Below are 24,477 nucleotides of genomic sequence, written 5' to 3'. Positions count from 1 at the left end.
CAGGTATTCCTCATCAGGGTTGGCCGGTCAAATCGCCCGTTTATGGCGTTCGCGCAGCTCTTCACGTTCTTTGGCTTCGATACACAGGGTGGCGGTAGGACGCAGCAACAAGCGCTGTAGGCCGATGGGCTCGCCGGTTTCGCGGCACCAGCCATATTCGCCGCGCGCCAGCAAGTCGAGGGCGTCGTCGATCTTGTCCAACAGCTTCTTTTCCCGCTCCAGCAGGCGCAGCTGCCATTGGCGCTGTTCTTCGGCGCTGCCGACATCGGCGGGGTCGCTGTTGGTTTCCTGCTCGCGCAGGACCAGGAACTCGGCGTCGATGCGGGCTTGCAATTCACTACGTTGGCTCAGCAGCAACTCACGGAAGAACCCTTGCTGGGCTTCATTCATGTAGTTGGCGGAAGGCTGGGCCAGGAGGTCTTGTTCAGTCATGGGGAGCGGTTCACGGGTCAGGCTGTTTTTTAATGTTATAGTATAACAATGCAGATAAGCCATCCCCTCTTGCTCGCCACGACGAAGGGCGCAATGCTTGAATACTTTCCGACCTTGAGAAACCCGATGAAACGCTTGGTGTGCGCCCTGTTATTGGTTGCCGCAGGACCTGTCTGCGCCCAGGTGCCGAGCCTGCTGGCCAACTGCACGCGCAGCGCCAACCTGCTCGCTTGCGTTGACCCTTTAGGCAACGCCTACAGCGTGGCGACGGTCGGCAGCACCACGTATTTGCGCGGGTACGAGGTGATCGGCAAACGCTATTGGGCACAGACCAACAGCCGCTACGGGCAACTGACGTTCTTTACCGGGTTGGCGTCGGATGGTGAGGCGTGGGTCGGCTACACACGACGCGTGGGCTGGACCACCCTCAACCGGTTCTCCAGTTCAGGCGGCGCCAGCGCCAAATTCACCTGTAGCCGTATAACCGGCTGTTAGACCTGGCCGTTCTTCTGTTCCTGCACCCACGCCATGTAACTGTTCATCGGTGGGTTCTTCTGGAAGTATTTCTTCAGGCCTTCGAACAGGCCATCGGCAACCGCCTGTTGATGACGCGCGGTGACCAGCCGCGCACTGTCCCGCGCGTTGGAAATAAACCCGGTTTCGACCAGGATCGACGGCACATCCGGTGACTTGAGCACCGCGAATCCGGCTTGTTCCACGCGCTTCTGATGCAGGCTGGTGATGCCTTCCAGGCTGCCCAGGATCGAGTTGCCCAGTTGCAGGCTGGACGCGATGGTGGCGTTCATCGACATATCCAGAATCACCCCGGCGAGCATCGGGTCCTTATCTTTCAGATTGAGCAGACTGGTGGCACCGAGCAGATCGGCGCCGTTTTCCCGTTGCGCCATAAATCGCGCCGTAGCGGAAGTGGCGCCGCCTTCGGACAGGGCATACACCGAAGCGCCCGACGCCGTGATACGCGGCGCCGCGTCCGCATGCACCGAAATAAACATGTCGGCATTGTGCTTGTGGGCGATTTCCACGCGCTTGCGCAGCGGTACGAAGAAATCGTCGTTGCGCACCAACTTCACGTCGAAGCCTTTCTCGCGCTTCAAACGTTTGGCCAGCAGTTGGGCGATGGACAGCACCACATCTTTTTCGCGCTGGCCTTTGGAGCCGACGGCGCCTGGGTCCTTGCCGCCATGGCCGGGGTCGACCACCACGATGATGTCGCGTTTGGGGTGGGCCTTGTCCACCAAAGGCTTGGGCTCGGCCGCAATCTGGCGAGGCGCCTGGGTGGCGCTGGTCAGGTCCAACACCAGGCGATGGCCTTGGCCATCCTGGGGCGGCAATAGAAAGCTGTTGAGCTGCATCGGTGCGGCAAGGTCCAGCACGATGCGCGTATCGCCTTTGCCGAAATGCCCGGAGCGGATCGAGGTGATCCCGCTGTTTTTCAGCGCCAACTGAGAGAAATCACCACTGAGCCCGGCGCCGCTGAGGTCGATGATCAAGCGTTCCGGCGCGCTCAGGGTAAACGTCTTGTATTGGACCGGACCGCTGAGATCGAACACCAGCCGCAGCTTGTCGTCCGAGCGCCACAGGCGGGCGTTGCTGATCTGCGTGGCGTGGGCGGTAAACGGCAAGGTGAACAGCGGGCTGGCCAGAAGCAGGTTTAGGAGCTGACGTCTGTGCATGAAAAATACCGCAAATAAAGGAGCGTCCCTGCTCGACATGACTGAAAAAAGGCTGGAGCAGAAAAATCATCGTCGACTCAATAGTTATAATATAACATGTCTTTTTATTCCCAACGATGGACCTGCTCATGAATGCGCTGACTCTGCCGGATATCGCCGCGCAGGCTTCACGCCAAGCCTTGCCACTCGACTGGGTGGGCATGTGCGGTATCGCCCTGCCGATTCTCATCGACGGCCAGCGCTTGACCGCAACCGCCGATGCCGGCGTGAGCCTGGACGATGGCGCCGCCCGTGGCATTCATATGTCTCGCCTGTACCTGGCGCTGGAGATGCTCGACCAGCAACCGCTTACGCCCGCACTTCTGCGTAATGTACTGCAGCGTTTTCTCGACAGTCATGAAGGTTTATCTAATAACGCCTACCTACGCATTCATACCGATTTGCTGCTCAAACGCCCGGCGCTGGTCAGCCCGCTGGCCGGCTGGAAAGGCTACCCGGTGAGCATCGAAGCGCGTATGGAAAACCAGATGTTCCACGTGGAACTAAAAATTGACGTTACTTATTCCTCAACGTGCCCATGCTCCGCTGCCCTCGCCAGGCAGTTGATTCAGCAACAATTTCTCGACGACTTCGCCAACACACCGTTGCAGCATGAAGACGTGTTGACCTGGCTTGGCAGCGCCAACGGCATCGTCGCCACGCCTCATAGCCAGCGCAGCAGTGCGCAGTTGCATGTCGAGCTGCAAGGCGAGCAAGTGCCTCTCACAGCGTTGATCGACACCGTCGAAACCGCCCTCGGCACCGCCGTACAAACCGCCGTAAAACGAGCGGACGAACAAGCCTTCGCCCTGGCCAACGGGCAGAACCTGATGTTCTGCGAAGACGCCGCCCGCCGCCTGAACCTCGCCTTGAAACGCTCGGATGCCGTCAAAGCCTTCCACCTGAAAGTGGTCCATGCCGAAAGCCTGCACGCGCACGATGCCGTGGCTGAAAGCCGCTGGACGAGACACCCTGCATGATCACCTGCACCGCTTTACGCTGGGGCGCACCCGGCCAGCCGCTGACGCCCGCCATCGACCTCACCCTGGAAAAAGGCAGCCTCACCGGCATCATCGGCGCCAATGGCACCGGCAAAAGCAGCCTGCTTAAAGTCATCGCCGGCCTGCAGAAACCCCTGGCGGGTAAAGTCACGGTGGATGTTCCACGCCGTGGCGGCCTGTCGTTTCTGCCCCAGCAGCAGCACTTGGACCGACAGTTTCCCATCAGCCTGCAAGAGCTGGTCGCTGCCGGCTTCTGGGGCACGCAACTTTCCCCGCAACAACGCAGCCAGCGCCTGGAAGCGGTATTGGAAGAGTGGTGCCTTGGCGGCCTCGAACACCGCCCCTTGATGGCGCTGTCCGGTGGCGAACTGCAACGCGCCCTGCTCGCCCGCATGAGCCTGGCCGAAGCGCCGGTTCTGCTACTCGACGAGCCCCACGCCGCCCTCGATGAAGAAGGCCAGGCGCTGTGCTGGAAACATATCCACGCGTGGCATGAGCAAGGTCGCACGCTGATCGTGGTCTGCCATGACCTCGCCTCCGTGCGCCACCACACCCAGCAAGTGGTGCAGATCAAAAGCAGCGGCTGCGTGTTCGGCCCGAGCAAAGAGCTGATCCGCCCGCAGCCACAGATGCAGGTGGCCTAATGCATTTCGCCGCCCACCTGTGGATGCCTTTTGTTGATTTCGTCTTTATGCGCCGCGCCCTCATCGGCGGGTTGGTGCTCGCCTGCAGCACTGCGCCACTGGGAGTGTTCCTGATCCTGCGACGCATGAGCCTGATCGGTGACGCCGTCGCCCACGGCATCCTGCCCGGCGCAGCCCTCGGCTTCTGGTTCGCCGGCCTCAGCCTGCCCGCCCTGACCATCGGCGGCCTCGGCGCGGGCCTGAGCATGGCCGGCCTGTCCGCGTGGATCACTCGTCGTACCGGCCTGCGCGAAGACGCCAGTCTCGCGGCCATCTATCCCATCTCCCTCGCCGCCGGCGTACTGATCCTGGGCCTCGCCGGCAAACGCCTGGACCTGCTCCATCTGCTGTTTGGCTCCGCCCTGGCCGTGGACGAAACCACCCTCACCGGCATGCTGTGGGTTTCCAGTTTCAGCCTGATCGCCATGGCGTTGATCTACAAACCCCTGCTGCTGGACACCCTCGACCCGTTGTTCCTGCAAACCGTCAGCCGCCTCGGTCCGCTGGCCCATGGTTTGTTCCTGACTTTGGTGGTGCTGAACCTGGTGATCGGCTTCCAGGCCATCGGCGCCTTGATGGTGGTGGGCCTGATGATGTTGCCGGCCATCGCTTCACGTTTCTGGAGCCGGCGCCTGCCGGTGTTGATCGCGGTATCGGCGGTGCTGGGATGCCTGTCGGTATGGCTGGGTTTGTTGCTGTCGTTCTACTACTCGTTGCCCAGCGGCCCGGCGATCGTGCTGGTGGCGGGCGCCGGGTATCTGCTGTCCGTAGTCTTCGGTCCGGTGCACGGCTTGCTGCGCCGCCCGCCTTTGCTGTCATCCCAATGAGGTGTTTCCCGATGCGCGCTCTACTCGTGCTGTTCAGTCTCGTCCTGTCGTTGTCGACGGCGCAGGCCGCCGACAAGCTTCAGGTGGTTACCAGCTTCAGCATCCTCGATGACATCACTCACCAGATTGGTGGTGATCACATCCAGATCAGCAACATGGTCGGCCCCGACGCCGACGCCCACACCTACGAGCCTACCCCGGACGATGCCAAGGCATTGCTCAAGGCCAAGGTGATCATCAAGAACGGCCTGGGCTTCGAACCCTGGCTGGACCGTCTGGTGACCAGCACCGAAACCAAAGCCACGGTGGTGACCGCCAGCAAAGGCGTGATCTCCCACACCATGGACGAGGACGGCGAAACCATCCCCGACCCGCACGCCTGGCACAACCTGGCGAACGCCGAAATCTACGTGAACAACATCACCAAGGCGCTGATCGCTGCCGACCCGGCCAACAAGGCCGACTACCAGCACAACAGCCAAACCTACCTGAAAGAAATCTATCGTCTGCTGGCCGAAGCCAAGACCAAGTTCGGCGCTCTACCCGCCGGTAATCGTCGCATCGTCACCTCCCACGACGCCTTCGGTTACCTGGGCCAGGCCTACGGCATCGAGTTCCTTGCGCCACAGGGCCTGTCCACCGAACGCGAGCCGTCCGCAGCCGAAGTGGCCGCACTGATCACCCAGATCCGCAAAGACAAAGTCAAAGCCGTGTTCATGGAAAACATCAAGGATTCGCGCCTGCTCAAGCAGATCGCTGACGAAAGCGGCGCGCAGATCGGCGGCACGCTGTACTCCGACGCCCTCGCCGCTGAAGGCCCGGCCAGCACCTTTACCGGGCTGTTCGAATACAACCTCAATACCTTGTGCGCAGCCTTGAGCAAGCCATGACCCTGAGCATGCTCGACCTGGAAGGGGCTACCGTCGGCAGCCGCTTTCCCCTCGAACCCGTGCTCGATGCCCTGCCGTGGAACAGAGACGGCCTGATCGCCGCCATTGCCCAGCAACATGGCAGCGGCGAGGTGTTGATGCTGGCCTGGATGAACCGCCAGGCCCTCAAGGAAACCCTGGGCACCGGGCAGGTCTGCTACTGGTCGCGCTCACGTCAGCGGTTGTGGCGCAAGGGCGAAAGCTCCGGTCACTGGCAACAGCTGGTGGAAGCACGCCTGGATTGCGACGGCGACGCGGTCTTGCTGATCGTCGACCAGCAAGGTCCGGCCTGCCACACCGGTCGGCCGACCTGCTTCTACAACGCCATCGACGGCGACTACGTCCACATCATTACGGAGCCCTTAGCATGATCCGCAAAAACCCGTCCGGCGATCTGCCCGTGATTGCCGAGTCGGCCTACGTCGACAAGACCGCCATCATCTGCGGCAAGGTCATCATTGGCGAAAACGTTTTCGTCGGCCCCTACGCCGTGATCCGTGCCGACGAAGTCGACGCCAGCGGCGGCATGGACCCGATCATCATCGGCGCCAACTCCAATATCCAGGACGGCGTGGTCATCCACTCCAAATCCGGCGCGGCAGTGACCATCGGAGAATTCACCTCCATTGCGCACCGCTCCATCGTCCACGGCCCCTGCACCGTCGGCGACCGCGTGTTCATCGGTTTCAACAGCGTGCTGTTCAACTGCGCCGTCGGCGACGGCTGCGTGGTGCGCCACAACTCGGTGGTCGACGGCCGTGATTTGCCTGCGGCGTTCTATGTGCCCTCCACCACCCGCATCGGACCCAACACCGACCTCTCGCAATTCCCGCCGGTGAGCGTGAGTGCCTCGGAATTTTCCGAAGACGTGGCGCGCACCAACGTTGACCTGGTGCGCGGCTACAAAGCCCTGCAAAACGAGTTCTGAACCATGAGCCGCCTGCTGATCCGCAACGCCCGCCTGGTGAACGAAGGCCAGGAATTCGACGCCGATGTATTGGTCGCCAATGGTCGTATCGAAAAGATCGCCAGCAGCATCCAGGACAGCAACGCGCCCGTCGCCATTGACGCTCAAGGTCACTGGTTGCTGCCCGGCATGATCGATGACCAAGTGCATTTTCGCGAACCTGGCGCGCCAGACAAAGGCAGCTTCTACAGCGAATCCCGCGCAGCGGTAGCCGGTGGTATCACCAGCTTCATGGACATGCCCAACACCAACCCGGCCACCCTCGACCTGGACGCCCTGGCCGACAAGAAACGCCGCGCCGCCCTGCACTCGGTGGCCAACTATGGCTTTCATTTCGGCGTGAGCAACGACAACCTCGACGCCGTCGCCGCCCTCGACCCACGCGAGGTGGCCGGGGTCAAAGTGTTCATGGGCGCTTCAACCGGCAATATGCTGGTGGACGACCCTCGGATCCTGGAACGCCTGTTCGCCGAAGTGCCCACCATTCTGCTGGCCCATTGCGAACACACGCCGAGCATCCAGGCCAACGAGCTGCGCCTGCGCGAGCGTTTCGGCGAGCACATCCCCGCCGTCGCGCACCCGCTGATCCGCGATGCCGAGGCGTGCCATCGCTCGTCATCCTTTGCCGTGGAATTGGCCAAGCGCCATGGCACCCGTCTGCATGTGCTGCACCTGACCAGCGCCCGCGAACTGGCGCTGTTCGAAGACAAGCCCCTTGCCGAAAAACGCATCACCGCCGAGGTCTGCCTGCACCACCTGCTGTTCGATGACCGCGACTATCATCGCCTCGGCCACCAAATCAAATGCAATCCGGCGATCAAGACCCGCGCCGACCGTGACGCCCTGCGCCTGGCGTTGCTGAGCGACCGCCTGGACGTGATCGGCAGCGATCACGCGCCGCATACCTGGGCGCAAAAACAGTTGGCTTATCGCGAGGCGCCGTCGGGATTGCCCCTGGTGCAGCACGCGCTGCCGGCGCTGCTGGAGCTGGTGGCCGATGGGCTGCTGCCGCTGACCACGCTGGTCGCAAAAACCAGCCACCGCGTCGCCGACCTATTCGCCATCCCCGATCGCGGCTATCTGCGTGAAGGTTATTGGGCCGACCTGGTGCTGATCAAACCCGAGCCCGAGGGCAAGCCGGTCAGCAGCCAACCTATCCTGGCCCGTTGCGGCTGGACGCCCTTCGCCGACCGCAGTTTTCGTCACAGTGTCAGCACCACCCTGGTTTCCGGCCACTTGGCTTTTCATAACGGCCAGGTAATCGACAGCTGCCAAGGATTACCTTTGCATTTCCAGCGTTAGAGACGACGGCGATGATCCGCATCACCTTGCCAGACGGCACGCAACGCGAGTACGACGAGGCGCTGTCGGTTTACGAAGTCGCTGCCAGCATCGGCGTGGGGCTGGCCAAAACGTCGGTCGCCGGCCGCGTTGACGGTGTGCTGGTGGGCTGCGAACACCTGCTGGAGCAGGACGCCCGGCTCCAGATCATCACCACCCAGGATCCCGAGGGGTTGGAGATTCTGCGACGCTCCTGCGCGAGTCTGTTGGCGATGGCCACTCAGCAACTGTTTCCTATCGCTCAACTGACAGCCGGGTCGCCCATCGACGATGGTTTTTTCTACGACTTGGCCTACGAACGCGCCTTCACACCGGTCGACCTTGAACAGATCGAAGAACGCATGCGCCACTTGGCGAACACCAATCATTCGGTGCGGCGCCTGGGCGATTTTGAAACCCTGTGCCAAGGTCTTCATGTGCCCAGCACCGGTGTGATCCGAGCCTTCAAGCTGACCAAGGTCACCATCAACGCGTCGCAGCAACGCATTTACGGCACCTGTTGGGCCAGCCAGCAGGCTGCTGTACTCACCCTGAGTGAAAGCCAGGCCGACTTCGGCCAGCAGGTCTGTGAAGCATTGAAACGTGTGGGTATACGGGCGGTGGTGGACCGACGCAACGAGAAGGTCAGCTACAAGATGCGCGAGCACAGCCTGCATGAAGTGCCGTATCTGGTGATTGTTGGCGAGAGGGAAGAAGCCGGCGGCTACGTCAGCCTGCGTAGCCGCCTGGGGGAAGACCTCGGTCAGATGAGTGTCGAAGCCCTGTGCGAAAGGCTCAAGCGCGAGGCTTGACCGTCCCGCAATCGTTGCCCAGCCATTGGGCATGGCTGTCCAGGCTGCCCTTCTGTTGAATGCCGGTGGCATTGAAGGTGCCGTTGACGGTGGTGGTGAATTCTTTCTGGCTCTGGAAAGTTGCTACGCCTGTGCCTTGGGCTTTCGGGCAACTGAAACGGAATTTCCACTGGTTGCCGGTCTTGTCGGTCACTTCCTGCTTGCAGCCCGATTGCGGGTCGGTCAGCGGGATCGAATCGGAGGCGACCTGCGCCGGAGTCAGGCACACCTGCACACCTTTACCGGCCATGGTGATGCCTTGTTTTTCGAGCATGGCGCGTTGTTCCGGGGTCATCTGTTGCTTGAGCTGACCGAGGATCAGTGACAGGTCCGGCAGGTCCTGGTTATCGACTTTCATATTGCTGGTGGTCAGTTCCCACAAGCCCGGCGCCAGCATCTGCGCCTGCGCCGCCACCGGCAGCGACACACCAATCATCATGGCCAAAGACAGCAGACGAGCATTCATCGGGTAACTCCTGGGTAATGTTGGGCGTTAGACGCCGCAAAGGTGCCAGGGTTGCACGGCAAATAAAATAGCGACATTCCTGACCAGACATGGTCTGTTAGGCACTTGGATTGCCTGGAGTAACGTCGTCCATGGATTTCTTTGGCCCGCACCTGCTCGCCTACTTCATCGCCACGCTGCATTTCCTCGGGACCCTCGCCGCGATCCACGCGGTGCTGACCGTCAGGACCGCCCAAGGCTCAATCGCATGGGCTTTGTCGCTGATGTTCATGCCCTACCTCACGCTGATCCCGTACCTGATCTTCGGCCGCAGCACGTTCGACGCCTACATCCAGGCCCGTCGCCAGGCCAACCAGGAAATGCACACCGCCATCACCGAGCTGAACTGGCGCCCGTGGGTCGAAGAAGCCCTGGCGGCACGCAACTCCAGCGCCTACGCTTCGCTGCGCGCCATGCCCAAGCTGGGCCGCATGCCGTGCCTGGCCAACAATGAAGTGCGTTTGCTGATCAATGGCGACGCCACCTTCAGTGCGATCTTCGCGGCAATCCGCAGCGCCAAGACGGCGGTGCTGTTCCAGTTCTTCATCATTCATGACGACGAACTTGGCAGGCAGTTGCACGCCCTGTTGAAGGAAAAGGCCGCAGAAGGCGTCTCCATCTACGTGCTGTATGACCGCATCGGCAGCCACGCCCTGCCCCATCGTTATGTGCAATCGCTGCGCGACGCCGGGGTGAACGTCAAAGCCTTCGCCACCCGCAGCGGCTGGCTCAATCGCTTTCAGGTCAACTTCCGCAACCATCGCAAGATCGTGGTGGTGGACGGTATTACCGGGTTTGTCGGCGGGCATAACGTCGGCGATGAATACCTGGGCAAGAAACCACCACTGGCACCATGGCGCGATACCCATGTGCAGGTGACCGGCCCGGTTGTGGCGTGCTTGCAGGAATCGTTTGCCGAAGACTGGTTCTGGGCCGCGCGCGAACTACCGCCGCTGATATTGCCGGACGCCTACCCGGAAGACGGCGTGCTCTGCCAATTGCTCGCCAGCGGTCCGGCCGACCCCTATGAAACCTGTTCACTGTTCTTCGTCGAAGCCATCCACGCAGCGACGCAGCGGGTATGGATCACCAGCCCCTACTTCATCCCCGACGAAGCGGTGTTCTCGGCCCTGCGCCTGGCCGTGCTGCGCGGTGTCGACGTGCGTCTGCTGCTGCCTTCACGGCCCGATCACCGCATCGTCTACGCCGCGTCCAGCCTGTACGCAATCGAAGCCGTGCGCGCCGGCGTGCGGGTGTTCCGCTATATGCCGGGCTTCCTGCATCAGAAGGTGGTGTTGGTAGACGACGAAATCGCCGCTATCGGCAGTGCGAACATGGACAACCGTTCGTTCCGGTTGAATTTCGAAGTGATGTTGCTGACGGTCGACGAGGCCTTCGCCAAGGAAGTCGAGCACATGCTGCTGGGCGACTTCGCCCTGGCCCATGAAGTCAGCCAAGAAGAAAGCCGCGAAACCCGTCGCCTTCAGCAACTGGGCATGCGGGTTGCGCGGCTTATTTCACCGATTCTCTAACAAACACCGCGGTAAACAATGTGGGAGGGGGCTTGCCCCCGATAGCGGTCAACCAGTGCCGAATCAGCTGGCTGACACACTGCCATCGGGGGCAAGCCCCCTCCCACATTTGTATCTTCATTGGTCTGGAGGTTCGGGTTAGCGGTAGATATCTTCCCGTGTCCACGGCAGGTCATGGCTGCCATCGGCATGGGGTTTCACCGCCAGAATCTGGTGCAGGTTGATCCAGCCCCGGGCAAACGCATACGCGCAACCCGCCAGGTACAGCCGCCAGATGCGCAACGCTTGCTCCGGCACCATTTTCGCCGCCGCTTCCAGGTTGTCTTCCAGGCGCTCGCTCCAATGGTCCAGGGTGCGCGCGTAGTGCAGGCGCAGGCTTTCGACGTCGACCACTTCCAGCCCGACTTCGCTGATCTCGGCCGTCATCATCGCCAGGTGTGGCAGCTCGCCGTTGGGGAACACGTAACGCTCGATGAACTCCCCGGCGCCACGGCCCACAGGGCGACCATCGGTGTGCTTGGCGGTGATGCCGTGGTTCATCACCAGGCCGCCTTCGCGCACAGCGCCGAACAGGGTCTTGCAGTACTCCGCCAGGTTGGCATGGCCGACGTGTTCGAACATGCCCACGCTGACAATTTTATCGAAACGGCCGTCTTGCGGCAGGTCACGGTAGTCGAGCAGTTGCAGGTCCACCTGGTCTTCCAGGCCTTCGGCTTTTACCCGTTCCCGGGCCAGCGCCAACTGCTCCTTGCTCAGGGTGATGCCAAACACCTTGACCCCGAACTCCCGCGCGGCAAACCGCGCCAACCCGCCCCAACCACAACCGACATCCAGCAGATACTCGCCCGGCTGCAGCCGCAGCTTGCGGCACAGGTGGCGGAATTTGTCTTGTTGGGCTTGGTCGATGGATTCGCTGCCGGTTTCGAAATAACCGCAGGAGTACACCATTTCCTGGTCCAGCCACAGCTGGTAGAAATCGTTGGACAGGTCGTAATGGTAGGAAATGGCCGCTGCGTCGGTGGCCTTGTCGTGGATCGATCGCACCGGACGTGTCTCATCGTCGTGCACCAGCGCGTGACTCAACTCATCACACACCCGGATGACCTCGGAAATGGAGCCTTCCAGCTCCAATTTGCCCTCGACGAAGGCTTCGCCCAGTGAGTTGAGCGTGGGATGGGTCAGTTGGCTGACAACCGTGGGGTCCTTGACCACGATGGTCACACTGGGCTCGGGGCCCAAGTTGAATTCATGGCCGTCCCAGAGTCGAAGACGCAGCGGTAGCTGAAGATTCTGTAAGGCCGGTGGAAGTTGCGCGAGCATGAGTAGTCCCCCCTTGTTTCAGACGTCTGCTGAGAGGTTAGACCATCCAAAGACAAAGTAGGAGGCTATCGATTTGATAGCGCTCCTCTATGGGGCTCGACGTTCGAGCAACCCGTCCTGGACCCACTGCTTGAGCCATGTGACGGCCTGCAGTGGCGCACCCTCTGCATGAGTGACTGCCAACTCGGCGCACAGTTCGGCAAAGCTCCAACCGGTGGTCGCCATTCCTGTCAAAGCAGAGGCTTCGGCGGGCTCCAGGCTACGGTAATGGCAGACATTCTGATAGCGCCACACCAGGCACGTCTGCGCCGGGGCCAGTGCCTGGCTGTTGGGAAAGTCGGATTCGTCCTTACTGGCGCGCCAGATCGCTACGCTGTTGAACTGGCACAGCAGCGGTTGCACCGTCGGCGCCAGGGAAACCTGCAACACCGGCCACGCCTCCGGCGGTAACGACGCCATGTCGTTCAGCGTCAGCGGTTCGCCCTGCGGCGCATCAAATGCCAGGGTAAACGCCCATTCCAAACGCGCTAGCTCCGCCAATGGCGCACTCTGCTCCGCCACCAGATGCTCAAGGATAAACGCCGGGAAACGCTCGCCCAGCCAACGCAGGCTGTAATGAGCCGAGGGGTAGCGGCGCAGGTAGGCCTCGGTCAACGCGGCAAACTCGTCATCACCCAGCCAATAAAGGAGGGCGCTGAAGTCATGCCGCAAGACTTCTTGCAACCGTGAGCGGTAGGCGTTGTGGTAAATCGCCAGGCCCGTGTCCACATCCAGCGTCGGTCCGCCCAGCAACGTGGCGGCGAAGTCACTGCGGGCACTCGGTGTGTCGGCTAACAGATGCTGTTCGAAGGCCAACTGCCAATCGGTCAGGCGCATAACGGCCTCCTGGCCAGGGCCGTCGCACCCAGGTCACGGGCCTTGCTCAGCTCGGTGAGCAGCTCTTCAAAGGGTGGGAAATGGTCGTCCCGCTCCAGTAGCGTCGACACAGGTCCCAGGTGCTCAAGCGTCTGTTGATAAAGCGCCCACACCGGATCACACACGGGATGGTCATGGGTGTCGACTACGTAGTCGCCGTAGTCCATATGCCCCGCCAGGTGTAGCTGGCGAATGCTTTCCGGTGGCAGGTTGCGAATAAACGTCCAGGCGTCAAAACCATGATTGCGCGAGCTGACATACACATTGTTAACGTCCAGCAACAGCTGGCAGCCCGACAGGTGGACCAGGGCATTGAGGAATTCCCATTCGGTGAATTCGTCCGCTTTCGAACGCACGTAACTGGAGACGTTTTCCAGCACCAACGGGCGTTGCAGCACGTCCTGCACTTGGCGCACACGGGCGGCCACGTGGTAGAGGCTTTCTTCGGTGTAAGGCAGCGGCAGCAGGTCATGCAACTGGTGGGCGCTGCCGCGGCTCCAGCACAGGTGATCGGAAATCCACGCCGGCTGGATACGCTCGGCGAGCTGTTTGATCTGCTTCAGGTAATCGGTATCAAGGGCATGCGGCCCGCCGATGGACAGGGAGACACCGTGCATGACCAGGGGATAACGCTCGGCTATCGCATCCAGGTAATACAAGGCTTTACCGCCCTGGACCAGGTAATTCTCGGAGATCACTTCGAACCAATCCACCGCAGGGGATTGCGCAAGGATCTGCTCATAGTATTCGTTGCGTAAACCCAGGCCGTAACCCAGAGAGGAGAAAGAGGTAGGCATGTGGACTCCTGGAAAGTGTCCGCAGCGGCTTGAAGGCCCGCTGCGGTTGCACTCGTCTTGCGATTACTCGCCGACTTTTCCGCCAGCAGCATCGCAGGCAGCCTTGGTCATCGCCTTGAAGCCATGACCCTTGCAGACAGCCTGGCCTTTGCAGGCGTTCTCGGCGGTCTTGCAGTCGTTCATGCCTTTGCAGGAGGTCACGCCGTAGCAATGAACAGTAGCGTCGGCGGCCTGTACCTGGGTGGCGACACCGGCAAACATGGTGGCGGCAGCGATGGCCAGAGCAGCACCGGAAACGGCGTTTTTGATGTTCATTTTTGTAGTCCTCAGAGATCAGTAAGGGTGTCGGTCTGAACGGATTGTTCAGTCTCGACACACCACTAGAGTGAGGTCCCTCATGCGCGTTACAGCGCTGTACAAAAATTTCTGAAAATTATTCCTCGAGCTTCAAAAGCGGTTCCTGAAAACGCAGTAATCGCCCGGCGTTACCCAGTACCAGCAAGGTACTGAGGTTATGCAACACCGCTGCAATCATCGCGCCCGCCGCACCCAACCAGCCAAACGCGGCAAACACGACAATAGCCAAGGTCCAACCCAGGCCGATGATCACGTTAACCTGCAAGGTCTGCCGGCACTGGCGACTCAAGCGCACACAGGTGCCCAGGCGCCGCAGGTCGCTGCCGATCAGCACCACGTCCGCCGACGCCAGGGCAATATCCGCCCCGCCCGCGCCCATGGCTACGCCGACTACGCCAGCCTTGAGCGCCAGGGAATCGTTGATGCCGTCGCCCACCACCATCGGACGGAAGCCGCTGCCGATCTCACCCAACACGCGGTTGAGCTTGTCCTCCGGCAGGGCCTGGGCTTCGACATCGCTGATGCCTACCTCCAGCGCCAGGCTGTTGGCCACGCTTTGACGATCGCCGGTAAGCAGCAGTTGGCGACCGAGACCGAGGTCACGCAGTTCTTGCAGGGCCTGGCGAGCCTCCGGCTTGACGCTGTCGGCCAGCAGCAACCAGGCGAGGAACTGCCCATTCAGCGCCAGCCCGGCGATGGGGCCATCGTGGTTCGGTACAGCGGTGGTGACGATGCCCAGTTGCTCGAACAACTCCGGCCGACCCAAGGCCGCTTCGCCCCGATCGGTCTGCGCCACGACGCCCAGCCCCTGGCGCTCACGAATATCCGTCAACGCCAGCAGTTGTTCCTGCGTTGCCAACCCCGCCAACGCCCGGCTGACCGGATGGCTGCTCGCCGAGCCCAGGCTGGCTGCCAGATTGAGCAGCACTTGCCGATCCGGCGCGGTGGTTTCGATGGATTGCAGGCGCAGGGTGCCGAAGGTCAGCGTCCCGGTCTTGTCGACCACCAACGAGGTCAGGTCCGCCAGCTCCTCCAGAAACGCCGAGCTGCGAATCAGAATCCCATGCCGCGCCGCCACCGCGATCCCGGCAATCGCCGTGGCCGGTGCCGACAGCACCAACGCGCACGGGCACGCCGCCACCAGCACCGCGAGCATCGCCTGGGCGTCGTTGGTTACAAACCAGGTCACCGCCGCCAGCAACAACACCAGCACCATATAGCTGCCGGCATAGCGTTCCAGCAGCCGCGTGATCGGCGGCTTGGCGCGCTCGGCGTTCTGCATCAGCGCAATCACCTTGCCCAAGGTGGACTCATTGCCCGTGCGCGTCACTTGCAGGCGCAGCAAGCCATCCAGGTTGATCGCCCCGCCAAACACCTGCACGCCCACACTGGCTTCCAACGGCACTGACTCACCGGTAATCGGCGCCGTGTCCAGGCTCGCCTGGCCCGACAACACCAAGCCATCGGCCGGCACCCGGTCACCGGCCCGCACCTCGACCACATCGCCGGTGTTCAGCGTGCCGTTATCCACTTCAACAATGCTGCCGTCGGCCTGCACCAACCGCGCATGGCTGCGCGTCAGTTTGCCCAACGCATGGATCGCTTCCTGGGAACCGATCACGCTGCGCTCTTCCAGCACATGGCCGAAGATCATGATGATAGGCAGCAACGCCGCCGTCAGCAGGTCCCCTGTGGCCCAGGCACCGAGCATCGCCAGGGCGATCAGTTGATCGGTGATGCCATGCAGGCTCGGAAACCGCAGGCTGTACCAAGCCGAACGCATCACCGGTACCGCCACCAGCAACGACGCCACGCCCAGCAGCAGTTGGCTCACGCCGGTCTGGTCCGGCGCCAGCCAGCGCCATACCAGGCCCAGCACCAGCAAACCCAAGGCCAGCATGGCCAGGGTCAATTGCCGGGCAGCGCTGCGCTGTTCGGCGGAGGTCAGCATGGGTGCGCTCATTGTTCGGCTCCCTGGATGATCAAACGGGAGTCGTCTTTAGGATCGACCGTGGTCACGGAACCGGCCTGGCCAAGAATTTTCGGCAAGCGCTCGCGGTACAGACGCAGCAGCAAACCCGGGTCTTTAACTTGGGCCAGGCTGGCAACGGTTGCGGTTTGCGCCTGGGCGTTGGCCAGGCGTTCGCTGGCCTGGGCGTGGGCGACTTGCACCAGGCGGTCGGCCTGCTGGGTCGCGGTCTGGGTGAGTTTTTCCGCGTCGGTGCGCGCGTTGGCCACGGCCTTGTCGGCTTGTTGGCTGGCCGTCAGCACGGCGTTGAAGGCATTGACTGCCGGGCCCGGCAGGCTCGATTGCACATCGACACGGGTCACTTGGATACCCAATCCCAAGCCTGTGGAAGCCAATTCCACCAGGCGCTTGTTGATGCCTTGCACCAAGTCGCCACGCAACCGCTCACGGCGCTCGGCGGCGCCGTTGTCGGTGCCGATCAGTTCAGGTCGCGCCACCAGAATCGTGTCCAGGTCCCGCGCCGCGGTGAGGGCCACCGCGCTGCGCGTCACCAGTCGATCCAGGGCCGGCAGCACATGATCGCCCTGCAACACAAAGGCATAGGGTTCAGTGACTTTGTAGAACACCCGCACATCCAGTTGCACCACGCCGGCATCGCCAGTCAGCAGGTAACCGGAACCGGCCAGCGCATCACTCAAGGGCGTGGCGAAGCTGGCTACACGGTCGGCCTGGAGCGCCGCGTCGGAGCGCAGCAGGTTCTCCACCCGGCGTTCGATCACCCGATCAGCTGCCGGTAGCAGCACCACCTGCTCGAAGGGCTGCGGCCATGCCAGCAAGAGTCCGGCATTCTGGATACGGTCTAGTGCGCCAAAATGCAGGACCACCGCACGGTTCTGCGGGTCGATCTGGCGCACATTGGAAAACGCCCAGGCCAACGCCGCCAATACCGTCACCGCGTACAACGCCAGGAAGGTCAGGCGCCCGGCCTGGATCCATGGGCTGTCCGGGCTGTCACGCTCGATCATGGCTGGACGTCCTTCGGCCCGTCCACCAAGGCGCGGAACGGCGCCGCGTCGGTGCGCAGGATAATCTTGGTGCCTGGCGTGACCACAGTGCCCAAGGTATCCAGAGAGCGCAGCAGGTTGTACAGCTGTGGATTACCCGCGTAGGCGCGGCCATAAATCTGCGCCGCTTCGACCCGCGACTGGGCCTCGATATCGGCAGCCTTCACCGTGGCATCGGCCTGCACGATGCGCGCATCACGCTCGGCGGCGGAGCGGATCTGCGCGGCTTCACGCTTGCCCACGGCGGTGCGTTCGGTCGCGATGGTTTCACGCTCGGCGCGCATGCGGTCGACGGTGGCCGTGAGGGTGACCGATGGCAAGGTCAGGCGTTCAACGCCGACCTGGGCCACGCGCACGCCATAGGTGGTGAGCAATTGTTGATCAATCTGCTGGCGCAACTGCGCTTCGAAATCAGCGATGCGCACCTGGCTGGCATCGGTGTTGATCAGGCTGGACAGGTCGAAGCTGGCGGCCGTGGTTTCCAGCGCCGAACCCACGAAGGTGCGAATCTGCCGCGCCGCTTCATCCGGCTGGTTCTGCACAGCTCGCATGAAACGCTGCACGTTGTCTGCGTCGCCCTGCACCTGCCAGGCCACATAGGCCTGCACGATAATCCGCAGGCCATCGCGGGTGCCCACATCCTGCAAACCGCTGGAGGTGGTGCGCAGGCGCAAATCCACCGGGATCGCCGCTTCGAACGGCGCCGGCCAACGCCAGCCCAAGCCCGGCTCCAACAACACCCGCGACGGGTTACCGAAACGGGTAATCACCGTGGCCTCGCCGGAACGCACCTGCACCAGGCTGGCGGCAGCGACCGCAAACAGCACCAGCAACAGCGCCCAGGCCATACGCCGCCAGGGGAACGGGCCGGCCGCTTGGTCGTCACCGTGATGATGGTGGTGGTGATGACCGTGATCGTGAGAATGAGCGCTCAACAGACAGACTCCTTATTGAACGGCTTTACGCGGCACCGAAGGATCGGCCGGCAAGGTAAAAGAACGCAGATCGATCGTCGGTGCGCCGTCGGCACCCAGGCGATGATCCAGAATCAGCAGCTTGGCGTGGGCCAGGCCCTGGCTGAGTTGGCCGAGGTACTGTTCCAGCACGAACGCCTGCCCGGCGGTGGCGTAGGCCTTTTGTTCGGCGGTGAAGCGCAGGTTGGCCGCTTGCGCGCCCGCGTTCACTTCGCGGGCCGTGGCCGTGGCCTGGTCGCGGGCGGTGCTGGCTTGCAGCAACGCCTGGTTGGTTTGCTCACTGGCCGCGCCGCGTTCGCGGGAGATCAGCGCCTGGGCGCCGATCTGTGCAGCCTGCACACCGTGGTAAGCGTTGGCGGCACCGGCCGGCGGGTGGATCGCCTCCACCACCGTGGCGAGGATTTCCACGCCGCTGTCGAGCTTTTGCAGGTCGGCCTGCACGGCGCGTCCGATTTCGTCGGCCAGACTGGTGCGTTGTTCGCCGAGCAATTCGTCGAGGGTGCGCGAGGCGAAGTCATGTACGAGGATGCGGCTGGCGGTGCTGCGGATCAGGGTCGGCACGTCCGCGCTGTTATAGGTGGCGGCGAGCGCGGCCTGGTCGGTGAGGCCGATGCGGTAGACGAACCGCACATCCATATTGACGATCTGGAAGCTCTGTTTGTCGCCGCTACTGCTGGCGATCACCTGGGACTTGTCATTCACATGGCTGGCGTCCCACAAGCGGTTGGCGATCAGCGGGGCCGGGCCTTCGGCAGGCGCCAGCTCCGGTGTAGCGGCTTCGCTGACGCTGGTGGCCAGTTCATGCACCACGCCGTTTTCCACACTGATCACGCGGCCCAATGGCCATGGTAATCCCGCATGCAAGCCAGGGCCGAAGACCTGCACCGGCTTGCCGAAACGTTCATAGATCCCACGGCCTTGCAGGGGCACTTCGTGCACGCCAGTGAGCGCCCAGCCTACCGCCAGTACCACCAGCAACACCGGCAGGAACGCCCGGCGCATGTAGGTAAATGCCCAGATCTGGCGCAGGTCGATGCCGAAGCGGTTGTGCAATTCATGTTGCAATGCGAGCAAGGGTTGCGGCGGCCAGCGTAACAATCCGGCGATAAAGCTTTGCGCCATCAGGCGCGGCTCGAGGCGTGGCTGGCGTGGGCTGAAGAGGGACAGCACGGCTCTTAATAGAAATTCGAGCGAGACCAAGGCCGGCAGCAAACCGATCAACACAGCCAACCTCAGTGGCCAGACTGAGTTAGCCCCGGCAAACAGCAGACACACCGCACTGACCACCAGGCAAATAATCGCTACTCGGCTCAACTGCGCCAGTTGCGAGGCTTCCGGCCATTGCGCGGCGGTCTCCTGGGCCAGACGGCGTTCAAACACCAGCAAACCAAACGCCAATCCCAACGCCAGCGCGGCGCCGATGCTTGCCGATTGACCGACCGGTGCGGCGGGCAGCGCCAGGTTCCAGAACTCGACAATGCTGACCAGCGCCAGCAACGACCAGCCGCCGAGCCACAACACCGGCGTACCGATCTGTTTGCCAAAACGCTCCACAAGCCGCGCGTACCGGCTTGCGTCTTCAACCGGCACATCAACCGTCGGTTCTTCCAACGCCTGGGCACGCCAATCCGCCACCCACCACGCCGATTGCAAACCCGCCACCAATAGCAGCAACGCCGAGGCACAGTTGATCAGCACCACCGGCCAGATCGACAGCGGCGCAAACAGCGCGACAAACAGCGCCAGCACCCAGCCGGCAACCGCCAACACCGTCAGGCTGATACCGGCCTGGCGCAATCGGCGGGCATGGAACAGCCCCTGTTGAAAACGCGGAAGGCCTTCCACCGAAGCGCCGTCAGCTTCCAGATCCACTTGCATCCACTCAACGCCCGCCTGTACATGATTCGTTACGATATAACACGGAGCGTGAAATTTTTGTTCGAATACAACGCAAATTCCCTGTGGGAGCGGGCTTGCTCGCGAATGCAGAGTGTCAGTCACTTAATAGTTGGCTGATCCACCGCATTCGCGAGCAAGCCCGCTCCCACATTTGTTCTTCAGCGCGTTCGATATCGTGACTAAACCCCCAGAAACACGCGCCATCACTGGTGCAGGCCACGAAGAATCGGGCACACTCCAGAACAGTTTTTCGCGGGTCCACGGACAAGGAAGCGTCACTCCCCATGATTTCGATCTATCAGCTCAAGCCGCGTTTTCAAAACTTGCTGCGCCCTCTTGTGCAGCGCCTCTATGACAATGGCACCACCGCCAACCAAATCACCGTGCTGGCCGGCGTGATTTCCTTGCTGGTCGGCCTGTTGATTGCCAGCTTCGCCCAACACCTGTGGCTGTTTGCGCTGATCCCGCTGTGGATGATCCTGCGCATGGCGCTCAACGCCATCGACGGCATGCTTGCCCGTGAATTCGGCCAACAGTCGCGCCTGGGCGCCTACCTGAATGAACTGTGTGATGTGATCGCCGACAGCGCGTTGATCCTGCCGTTTGCACTGATCCCCGGCGTGAGCCTGGCGCCGGTGCTGCTGGTGGCGCTACTGGCGGTGTTCAGCGAATACGCCGGCGTGCTGGGGCCGATGGTGGGCGCATCGCGACGCTATGACGGGCCGATGGGCAAAAGCGATCGCGCGTTCGTGCTCGGCGTACTGGCCACCGGCGTGGCACTGGGTTGGCTGGGCGCGGGTTGGGTCGACGCGGTGATGTGGCTGGTGGCCGCCCTGCTCGCCTACACCTTGGTCAACCGAGTGCGCCAGGGCCTCAAAGAACAACAAGAAACCTCACCGATTGCATAAGGATTTTTGCGATGCGCGAACAGCAACAGCACACCTTCACTACCCACGACGGCGTCGAGCTTTTCTACCGGCACTGGCCGGCCATGGAGACTACCGGGCCGCGCAAGGCAATCGTGTTGCTCCATCGCGGCCATGAGCATTCGGGACGTATCGCCCACCTAGTGGATGAGCTGAACCTGCCGCAGTTTGATTTCTTCGCCTGGGACGCCCGTGGCCATGGCCAGTCTCCCGGCGAGCGCGGTGACAGCCCCAGCTTCGCCACCAGCGCCCGTGATGTGCAGACTTTCTGCGACCACATCGGCACCACCTATGGCATCGAGGAAGACAACTTCGCCGTCATTGCGCAAAGCGTCGGCGCGGTGATTGCCGCGACGTGGGTGCACGACTACGCGCCGAAGATTCGCGCGCTGGTGCTCGCGTCCCCCGCGTTCAAGGTCAAGCTCTACGTGCCATTCGCCCGGCCAGGCCTGGCGCTGATGCGCAAGTTCCGTGGCAACTTTTTCGTCAACAGTTACGTCAAGGCCAAGTTCCTCAGCCATGACCCGGAGCGCGTGGCGTCCTACGACAGCGATCCGCTGATTACCAAGGCCATTTCGGTGAATGTGCTGCTCGGCCTGTACGAAGCGGCCGACCGGGTTGTCGCCGATGCCCAGGCGATCCAAGTGCCGACGCAACTGCTGATCTCGGGTTCGGACTTTGTGGTGCACCGCAAACCCCAGCAGCAATTTTTCGACCGCCTCGGCAGCCTGAAAAAAGAGCTGCACATTCTCCCCGGTTTCTTCCACGACACCCTCGGCGAACGCGAGCGCGCCACTGCGGTGAGCAGCGCCCGGCGTTTCATCCTGCAGAACTTCGAACACCCGCTGGACCGCGCGTCACTGCTGGACGCCGACAAGCTGGGCGCCACCTGCGCCGAGTCCGAAGCCCTCGCCGCGCCGCTACCGCGCAACTCCTTGCGCGACCTGTACTGGCGCATGACCCGCGCCAGCATGGGCCTGGGCAAGAACCTGTCGGACGGTGTGAAGCTGGGCTTCGACACCGGTTTCGACTCCGGCAGCACCCTGGACTATGTGTACCGCAACACGCCCACCGGCAAGGGCGGGCTGGGACGGATGATCGACACCAACTACCTCAACTCCATCGGCTGGCGCGGCATTCGCCAGCGCAAGCTGAATGTGGAGGAACTCCTGCGCCTGGCGATGGCCAAGTTGCGTGGAGAAGATCGCGAAGTGCGTATCGTGGATATCGCCGCCGGTCATGGCCGCTACATCCTGGAAGCCTTGCAGGGTGTGTCGCCGCTGCCGGAATCGATCCTGCTGCGCGACTACAGCGACATCAACGTGCGCGACGGTGGCGCGCTGATTCGCGAGAAAGGCCTGGGGGATATTGCGCAGTTCGTCAAAGGTGACGCATTCGACCGTCTGGACCTGGCGGCACTGGACCCCAAGCCGACGCTGGCGGTGGTGTCCGGGTTGTATGAGCTGTTTGCCGATAACGGCATGGTCGGCGGTTCGCTGGCGGGCCTCGCTGAGGCCGTAGAGCCCGGCGGCTATCTGGTCTACACCGGCCAGCCATGGCACCCGCAACTGGAGCTGATCGCACGCGCACTGACCAGCCACCGCCAGGGCCAGGCTTGGGTGATGCGCCGCCGCAGCCAAGCGGAAATGGATCAACTGGTGGAAGCCGCCGGTTTCCGCAAGATCACCCAGCGAGTGGATGAGTGGGGCATTTTCACGGTGTCCCTGGCACAGAAGATCTGAGCATGCGCGAACCCGGCTTATTGAAACCTGCGTTCCTGTGGCTACTGCTGTTGGCGCCGCTGTTTTTCAGCACCTATGGCTTTGCCACCTGGGTCACCAGCCAGCGCAGCGACGTCGGCACGCTGGTGTTCGGCTGGGAAACCCATATGCCGTTCTGGGCCTGGACCATCGTGCCCTACTGGTCCATCGACCTGCTCTACGGGTTCTCCCTGCTGCTGCCCAACACCCGGCATGAGTTGAAGCAACATGCGCTGCGTTTGCTGAGTGCCCAAGTGATCGCCGTGAGCTGCTTCCTGATCTGGCCGCTGCGCTTCACCTTCGAGCGGCCGGAGTTGGACGGCGTGTTTGGCTGGCTGTTTGCGGTGCTGGCGGGGTTCGACAAGCCGTTCAACCAGGCGCCGTCCCTGCATATCGCGTTGCTGGTGATCCTGTGGGTCATGTACCAACGCCATACCCAGGGAATCTGGCGTTGGCTGGTGCATGGCTGGTTCGCGTTGATCGGCATTTCGGTGCTGACCACTTATCAACATCACTTTATCGACTTACCCACAGGCGCCCTCGCCGGTTGGCTGTGTGTGTGGTTGTGGCCGGTGGAAAATACGAGCCCACTGTTGAATGCACGGCTGACGCGGGACCCCAAGCGCTGGCGGTTGGGTGTGCGCTATGGCGTAGGCGCCTTGGCCTTGGCGATCCTTGCATTGGTGATGGGTGGCGCATGGCTGTGGATACTTTGGCCTGCGGTTTCCCTCGCCTTGATCAAAGCGAATTACTTCGTGCTCGGCGCTGCGGGCTTCCAGAAACGCGCTGACGGCCAACTGACGCCCGCCGCGCGTTGGCTTTATGCACCCTATCTGGCCGCCGCCTGGGTCAACTCGCGCCTGTGGACACGCAAGCATCCACAACCCGACCTGATTGTGGATAACGTCTGGCTTGGGCGTATTCCTACAACGAGCGAGCAAGAACCCTTCAAGGCCATCGTCGATCTCTGTGCCGAATTGCCGATTAATCCACAGGGCCGCGCTTACCAATTGATTCCCGTGCTGGACCTGATTGCCCCGAGCCCCACCGAATGCCTGCAAGCCGCGCAAGCCATCGAGCACTTGCGCGCAAGTGGCCCATTGCTGGTGTGCTGCGCTCTCGGCTACTCGCGCAGCGCCACCGCCGTCGCGGCCTGGCTACTGCACACCGGGCGCGCCGCGACGATAGAGAATGCGCTGACTATCATTCGTACAGCGCGGGCCGATGTGGTCCTGCACCCCGCACACCGTGAAGCTTTGGAGGGTTTACCCCATGCCCGCTGATATGGAACTGCAGGTTGTCGCCAGCCTGCTGCGTCGTGGTCGCTCGCTGGATCAGTTATCCACAGGCCTGACCCTGGTCGGCGTCGCGTTTGGCCTGGCTCAACTGCTGATGGCGAGTATTGCGCCGATCTGCCTGCTGCTGAGCCTGTGGATGATTATCCTCGGGCTGCTGCAAAAGTACTGGGCATTGCGCGTGGCCTTCGATGCCGATCTGTTCGCCCTGCTGGCCCGCGATATCGACCGCACCCCGGACCTCGACCAGGCCTTGCAGACCCTTGGCCTGCAATCGGCCAAGCGCATTGGCCGGCCCTGGACCGAGCGCCGTCGTGGCGCGCTCAAACTGTTGCGCAAACAAGCCTGGCTGCTGGGCGCGCAAGCGCTGCTGACCCTGGGCGTGATCCTCGCCAGCCCTTGGCTGCCTTTCGCCGGATAA

The 24,477-nt window shown here is 62.2% G+C and carries 25 protein-coding genes; 14 read left to right on the top strand and 11 right to left on the bottom strand.

The genetic code is table 11. The features are described from left to right. Positions 1–27 precede the first annotated feature (27 nt). Entirely contained in the window at positions 28–432 is a 405-nt protein-coding gene (gene dksA / locus EJ576_RS00865) for an RNA polymerase-binding protein DksA (protein WP_122729981.1), read from the bottom strand. Positions 433–558: 126 nt separating this feature from the next. On the opposite strand from dksA, the gene EJ576_RS00860 reads away from it, so the two are divergent. Beyond that, entirely contained in the window at positions 559–927 is a 369-nt protein-coding gene (locus EJ576_RS00860; protein WP_095014056.1) for a glutamine synthetase, read from the top strand. Here EJ576_RS00860 and EJ576_RS00855 read toward each other — a convergent pair. Then, positions 924–2,126: an N-acetylmuramoyl-L-alanine amidase gene (locus tag EJ576_RS00855; RefSeq protein WP_126569422.1), complete on the bottom strand. Its 1,203-nt coding sequence runs from the start codon at positions 2,124–2,126 to the stop codon at positions 924–926. The genes EJ576_RS00860 and EJ576_RS00855 overlap by 4 nt on opposite strands. Positions 2,127–2,254: 128 nt before the next feature. Here EJ576_RS00855 and folE2 point away from each other — a divergent pair, with 128 nt between their 5' ends. The 8 genes from folE2 to EJ576_RS00815 are packed head-to-tail and all read left to right on the top strand — an operon-like array spanning position 2,255 to position 8,704. Continuing rightward, on the top strand, positions 2,255–3,145 hold the full coding sequence (gene folE2 / locus EJ576_RS00850; RefSeq protein WP_126569421.1) for a GTP cyclohydrolase FolE2: 891 nt from the start codon (positions 2,255–2,257) through the stop codon (positions 3,143–3,145). Beyond that, positions 3,142–3,810, top strand: a complete 669-nt coding sequence (locus EJ576_RS00845; protein ID WP_126569420.1) for a metal ABC transporter ATP-binding protein — start codon at positions 3,142–3,144, stop codon at positions 3,808–3,810. Before folE2 ends, EJ576_RS00845 begins: the two co-directional genes overlap by 4 nt. Further along, on the top strand, positions 3,810–4,676 hold the full coding sequence (locus tag EJ576_RS00840; protein WP_122729988.1) for a metal ABC transporter permease: 867 nt from the start codon (positions 3,810–3,812) through the stop codon (positions 4,674–4,676). The genes EJ576_RS00845 and EJ576_RS00840 overlap by 1 nt, the downstream gene beginning before the upstream one ends. A gap of 11 nt (positions 4,677–4,687) precedes the next feature. Next, positions 4,688–5,566 carry a metal ABC transporter substrate-binding protein gene (locus EJ576_RS00835; RefSeq protein ID WP_095014060.1) on the top strand — a complete coding sequence of 293 codons (879 nt, stop codon included), beginning with the start codon at positions 4,688–4,690 and terminating at the stop codon, positions 5,564–5,566. Further along, on the top strand, positions 5,563–5,976 hold the full coding sequence (gene hisI / locus EJ576_RS00830) for a phosphoribosyl-AMP cyclohydrolase (RefSeq protein ID WP_123478420.1): 414 nt from the start codon (positions 5,563–5,565) through the stop codon (positions 5,974–5,976). Before EJ576_RS00835 ends, hisI begins: the two co-directional genes overlap by 4 nt. Further along, on the top strand, positions 5,973–6,533 hold the full coding sequence (locus EJ576_RS00825) for a DapH/DapD/GlmU-related protein (protein WP_028618554.1): 561 nt from the start codon (positions 5,973–5,975) through the stop codon (positions 6,531–6,533). The genes hisI and EJ576_RS00825 overlap by 4 nt, the downstream gene beginning before the upstream one ends. A 3-nt stretch (positions 6,534–6,536) precedes the next feature. Beyond that, complete coding sequence (locus tag EJ576_RS00820; RefSeq protein ID WP_126569419.1) at positions 6,537–7,874, top strand: dihydroorotase; 1,338 nt, start codon at positions 6,537–6,539, stop codon at positions 7,872–7,874. A gap of 11 nt (positions 7,875–7,885) precedes the next feature. Next, complete coding sequence (locus EJ576_RS00815; RefSeq protein ID WP_126569418.1) at positions 7,886–8,704, top strand: His/Gly/Thr/Pro-type tRNA ligase C-terminal domain-containing protein; 819 nt, start codon at positions 7,886–7,888, stop codon at positions 8,702–8,704. On the opposite strand, the gene EJ576_RS00810 is transcribed toward EJ576_RS00815, so the two are convergent. Next, positions 8,688–9,209 carry a DUF3617 domain-containing protein gene (locus EJ576_RS00810; RefSeq protein ID WP_016978689.1) on the bottom strand — a complete coding sequence of 174 codons (522 nt, stop codon included), beginning with the start codon at positions 9,207–9,209 and terminating at the stop codon, positions 8,688–8,690. The two genes, EJ576_RS00815 and EJ576_RS00810, sit on opposite strands and share 17 nt — an antisense overlap. A gap of 131 nt (positions 9,210–9,340) precedes the next feature. Here EJ576_RS00810 and cls point away from each other — a divergent pair, with 131 nt between their 5' ends. Then, on the top strand, positions 9,341–10,780 hold the full coding sequence (gene cls / locus EJ576_RS00805) for a cardiolipin synthase (protein WP_126569417.1): 1,440 nt from the start codon (positions 9,341–9,343) through the stop codon (positions 10,778–10,780). Positions 10,781–10,918: 138 nt separating this feature from the next. Here cls and cfaB read toward each other — a convergent pair whose 3' ends face one another. From cfaB to hflK (EJ576_RS00760), 8 genes are all read right to left on the bottom strand, one after another. Then, a complete protein-coding gene (gene cfaB, locus EJ576_RS00795) occupies positions 10,919–12,100 on the bottom strand; it encodes a C17 cyclopropane fatty acid synthase CfaB (RefSeq protein ID WP_126569416.1) in 1,182 nt (393 codons plus the stop codon). 87 nt (positions 12,101–12,187) lie between these two features. After that, complete coding sequence (locus EJ576_RS00790; protein ID WP_126569415.1) at positions 12,188–12,976, bottom strand: DNA-binding domain-containing protein; 789 nt, start codon at positions 12,974–12,976, stop codon at positions 12,188–12,190. Continuing rightward, positions 12,967–13,812 carry a DUF692 domain-containing protein gene (locus EJ576_RS00785; RefSeq protein WP_126569414.1) on the bottom strand — a complete coding sequence of 282 codons (846 nt, stop codon included), beginning with the start codon at positions 13,810–13,812 and terminating at the stop codon, positions 12,967–12,969. The genes EJ576_RS00790 and EJ576_RS00785 overlap by 10 nt, the downstream gene beginning before the upstream one ends. A 63-nt stretch (positions 13,813–13,875) precedes the next feature. Next, a complete protein-coding gene (locus tag EJ576_RS00780) occupies positions 13,876–14,127 on the bottom strand; it encodes a membrane protein (protein ID WP_028618561.1) in 252 nt (83 codons plus the stop codon). Positions 14,128–14,245: 118 nt separating this feature from the next. Further along, on the bottom strand, positions 14,246–16,132 hold the full coding sequence (locus tag EJ576_RS00775) for a cation-translocating P-type ATPase (RefSeq protein WP_126569413.1): 1,887 nt from the start codon (positions 16,130–16,132) through the stop codon (positions 14,246–14,248). Next, entirely contained in the window at positions 16,129–17,163 is a 1,035-nt protein-coding gene (gene hflK, locus EJ576_RS00770; RefSeq protein ID WP_123478413.1) for a protease modulator HflK, read from the bottom strand. Before hflK (EJ576_RS00770) ends, EJ576_RS00775 begins: the two co-directional genes overlap by 4 nt. Then, entirely contained in the window at positions 17,160–18,137 is a 978-nt protein-coding gene (hflC, locus tag EJ576_RS00765; RefSeq protein WP_126569412.1) for a protease modulator HflC, read from the bottom strand. Before hflC ends, hflK (EJ576_RS00770) begins: the two co-directional genes overlap by 4 nt. Positions 18,138–18,149: 12 nt before the next feature. Further along, positions 18,150–20,054: a protease modulator HflK gene (gene hflK / locus EJ576_RS00760; protein ID WP_126569411.1), complete on the bottom strand. Its 1,905-nt coding sequence runs from the start codon at positions 20,052–20,054 to the stop codon at positions 18,150–18,152. 305 nt (positions 20,055–20,359) lie between these two features. On the opposite strand from hflK (EJ576_RS00760), the gene EJ576_RS00755 reads away from it, so the two are divergent. From EJ576_RS00755 to EJ576_RS00740, 4 genes are read left to right on the top strand one after another with little or no spacing between them, the layout of a single operon-like run. After that, complete coding sequence (locus EJ576_RS00755) at positions 20,360–20,983, top strand: CDP-alcohol phosphatidyltransferase family protein (RefSeq protein ID WP_061434689.1); 624 nt, start codon at positions 20,360–20,362, stop codon at positions 20,981–20,983. An 11-nt stretch (positions 20,984–20,994) separates the two neighbouring features. Beyond that, complete coding sequence (locus EJ576_RS00750) at positions 20,995–22,743, top strand: bifunctional alpha/beta hydrolase/class I SAM-dependent methyltransferase (protein ID WP_126569410.1); 1,749 nt, start codon at positions 20,995–20,997, stop codon at positions 22,741–22,743. Between the two features lie 2 nt (positions 22,744–22,745). Further along, a complete protein-coding gene (locus EJ576_RS00745; RefSeq protein WP_122730009.1) occupies positions 22,746–24,044 on the top strand; it encodes a phosphatase PAP2/dual specificity phosphatase family protein in 1,299 nt (432 codons plus the stop codon). Beyond that, the gene (locus tag EJ576_RS00740; RefSeq protein ID WP_122730011.1) at positions 24,034–24,477 is read left to right on the top strand and encodes a hypothetical protein; all 444 of its coding nucleotides are present in this window, start codon (positions 24,034–24,036) and stop codon (positions 24,475–24,477) included. Before EJ576_RS00745 ends, EJ576_RS00740 begins: the two co-directional genes overlap by 11 nt.

The organism is Pseudomonas sp. C 49-2 (assembly GCF_003970195.1).
Taxonomy (GTDB): Bacteria; Pseudomonadota; Gammaproteobacteria; order Pseudomonadales; family Pseudomonadaceae; genus Aquipseudomonas; species Aquipseudomonas canadensis.
This window is presented reverse-complemented; position numbering and strand designations above follow the sequence as displayed.

Coding starts and splice junctions, on each gene's coding strand:
- hflK (WP_123478413.1), bottom strand. CDS start 17,163: ATGATCGAGCGTGACAGCCCGGACAGCCCATGGATCCAGGCCGGGCGC.
- folE2 (WP_126569421.1), top strand. CDS start 2,255: ATGAATGCGCTGACTCTGCCGGATATCGCCGCGCAGGCTTCACGCCAA.
- EJ576_RS00810 (WP_016978689.1), bottom strand. CDS start 9,209: ATGAATGCTCGTCTGCTGTCTTTGGCCATGATGATTGGTGTGTCGCTG.
- EJ576_RS00785 (WP_126569414.1), bottom strand. CDS start 13,812: ATGCCTACCTCTTTCTCCTCTCTGGGTTACGGCCTGGGTTTACGCAAC.
- EJ576_RS00840 (WP_122729988.1), top strand. CDS start 3,810: ATGCATTTCGCCGCCCACCTGTGGATGCCTTTTGTTGATTTCGTCTTT.
- EJ576_RS00815 (WP_126569418.1), top strand. CDS start 7,886: ATGATCCGCATCACCTTGCCAGACGGCACGCAACGCGAGTACGACGAG.
- EJ576_RS00820 (WP_126569419.1), top strand. CDS start 6,537: ATGAGCCGCCTGCTGATCCGCAACGCCCGCCTGGTGAACGAAGGCCAG.
- EJ576_RS00755 (WP_061434689.1), top strand. CDS start 20,360: ATGATTTCGATCTATCAGCTCAAGCCGCGTTTTCAAAACTTGCTGCGC.
- hflK (WP_126569411.1), bottom strand. CDS start 20,054: ATGCAAGTGGATCTGGAAGCTGACGGCGCTTCGGTGGAAGGCCTTCCG.
- cls (WP_126569417.1), top strand. CDS start 9,341: ATGGATTTCTTTGGCCCGCACCTGCTCGCCTACTTCATCGCCACGCTG.
- EJ576_RS00775 (WP_126569413.1), bottom strand. CDS start 16,132: ATGAGCGCACCCATGCTGACCTCCGCCGAACAGCGCAGCGCTGCCCGG.
- hisI (WP_123478420.1), top strand. CDS start 5,563: ATGACCCTGAGCATGCTCGACCTGGAAGGGGCTACCGTCGGCAGCCGC.
- cfaB (WP_126569416.1), bottom strand. CDS start 12,100: ATGCTCGCGCAACTTCCACCGGCCTTACAGAATCTTCAGCTACCGCTG.
- EJ576_RS00845 (WP_126569420.1), top strand. CDS start 3,142: ATGATCACCTGCACCGCTTTACGCTGGGGCGCACCCGGCCAGCCGCTG.
- EJ576_RS00860 (WP_095014056.1), top strand. CDS start 559: ATGAAACGCTTGGTGTGCGCCCTGTTATTGGTTGCCGCAGGACCTGTC.
- dksA (WP_122729981.1), bottom strand. CDS start 432: ATGACTGAACAAGACCTCCTGGCCCAGCCTTCCGCCAACTACATGAAT.
- EJ576_RS00740 (WP_122730011.1), top strand. CDS start 24,034: ATGCCCGCTGATATGGAACTGCAGGTTGTCGCCAGCCTGCTGCGTCGT.
- EJ576_RS00825 (WP_028618554.1), top strand. CDS start 5,973: ATGATCCGCAAAAACCCGTCCGGCGATCTGCCCGTGATTGCCGAGTCG.
- EJ576_RS00790 (WP_126569415.1), bottom strand. CDS start 12,976: ATGCGCCTGACCGATTGGCAGTTGGCCTTCGAACAGCATCTGTTAGCC.
- EJ576_RS00745 (WP_122730009.1), top strand. CDS start 22,746: ATGCGCGAACCCGGCTTATTGAAACCTGCGTTCCTGTGGCTACTGCTG.
- EJ576_RS00835 (WP_095014060.1), top strand. CDS start 4,688: ATGCGCGCTCTACTCGTGCTGTTCAGTCTCGTCCTGTCGTTGTCGACG.
- EJ576_RS00855 (WP_126569422.1), bottom strand. CDS start 2,126: ATGCACAGACGTCAGCTCCTAAACCTGCTTCTGGCCAGCCCGCTGTTC.
- EJ576_RS00750 (WP_126569410.1), top strand. CDS start 20,995: ATGCGCGAACAGCAACAGCACACCTTCACTACCCACGACGGCGTCGAG.
- EJ576_RS00780 (WP_028618561.1), bottom strand. CDS start 14,127: ATGAACATCAAAAACGCCGTTTCCGGTGCTGCTCTGGCCATCGCTGCC.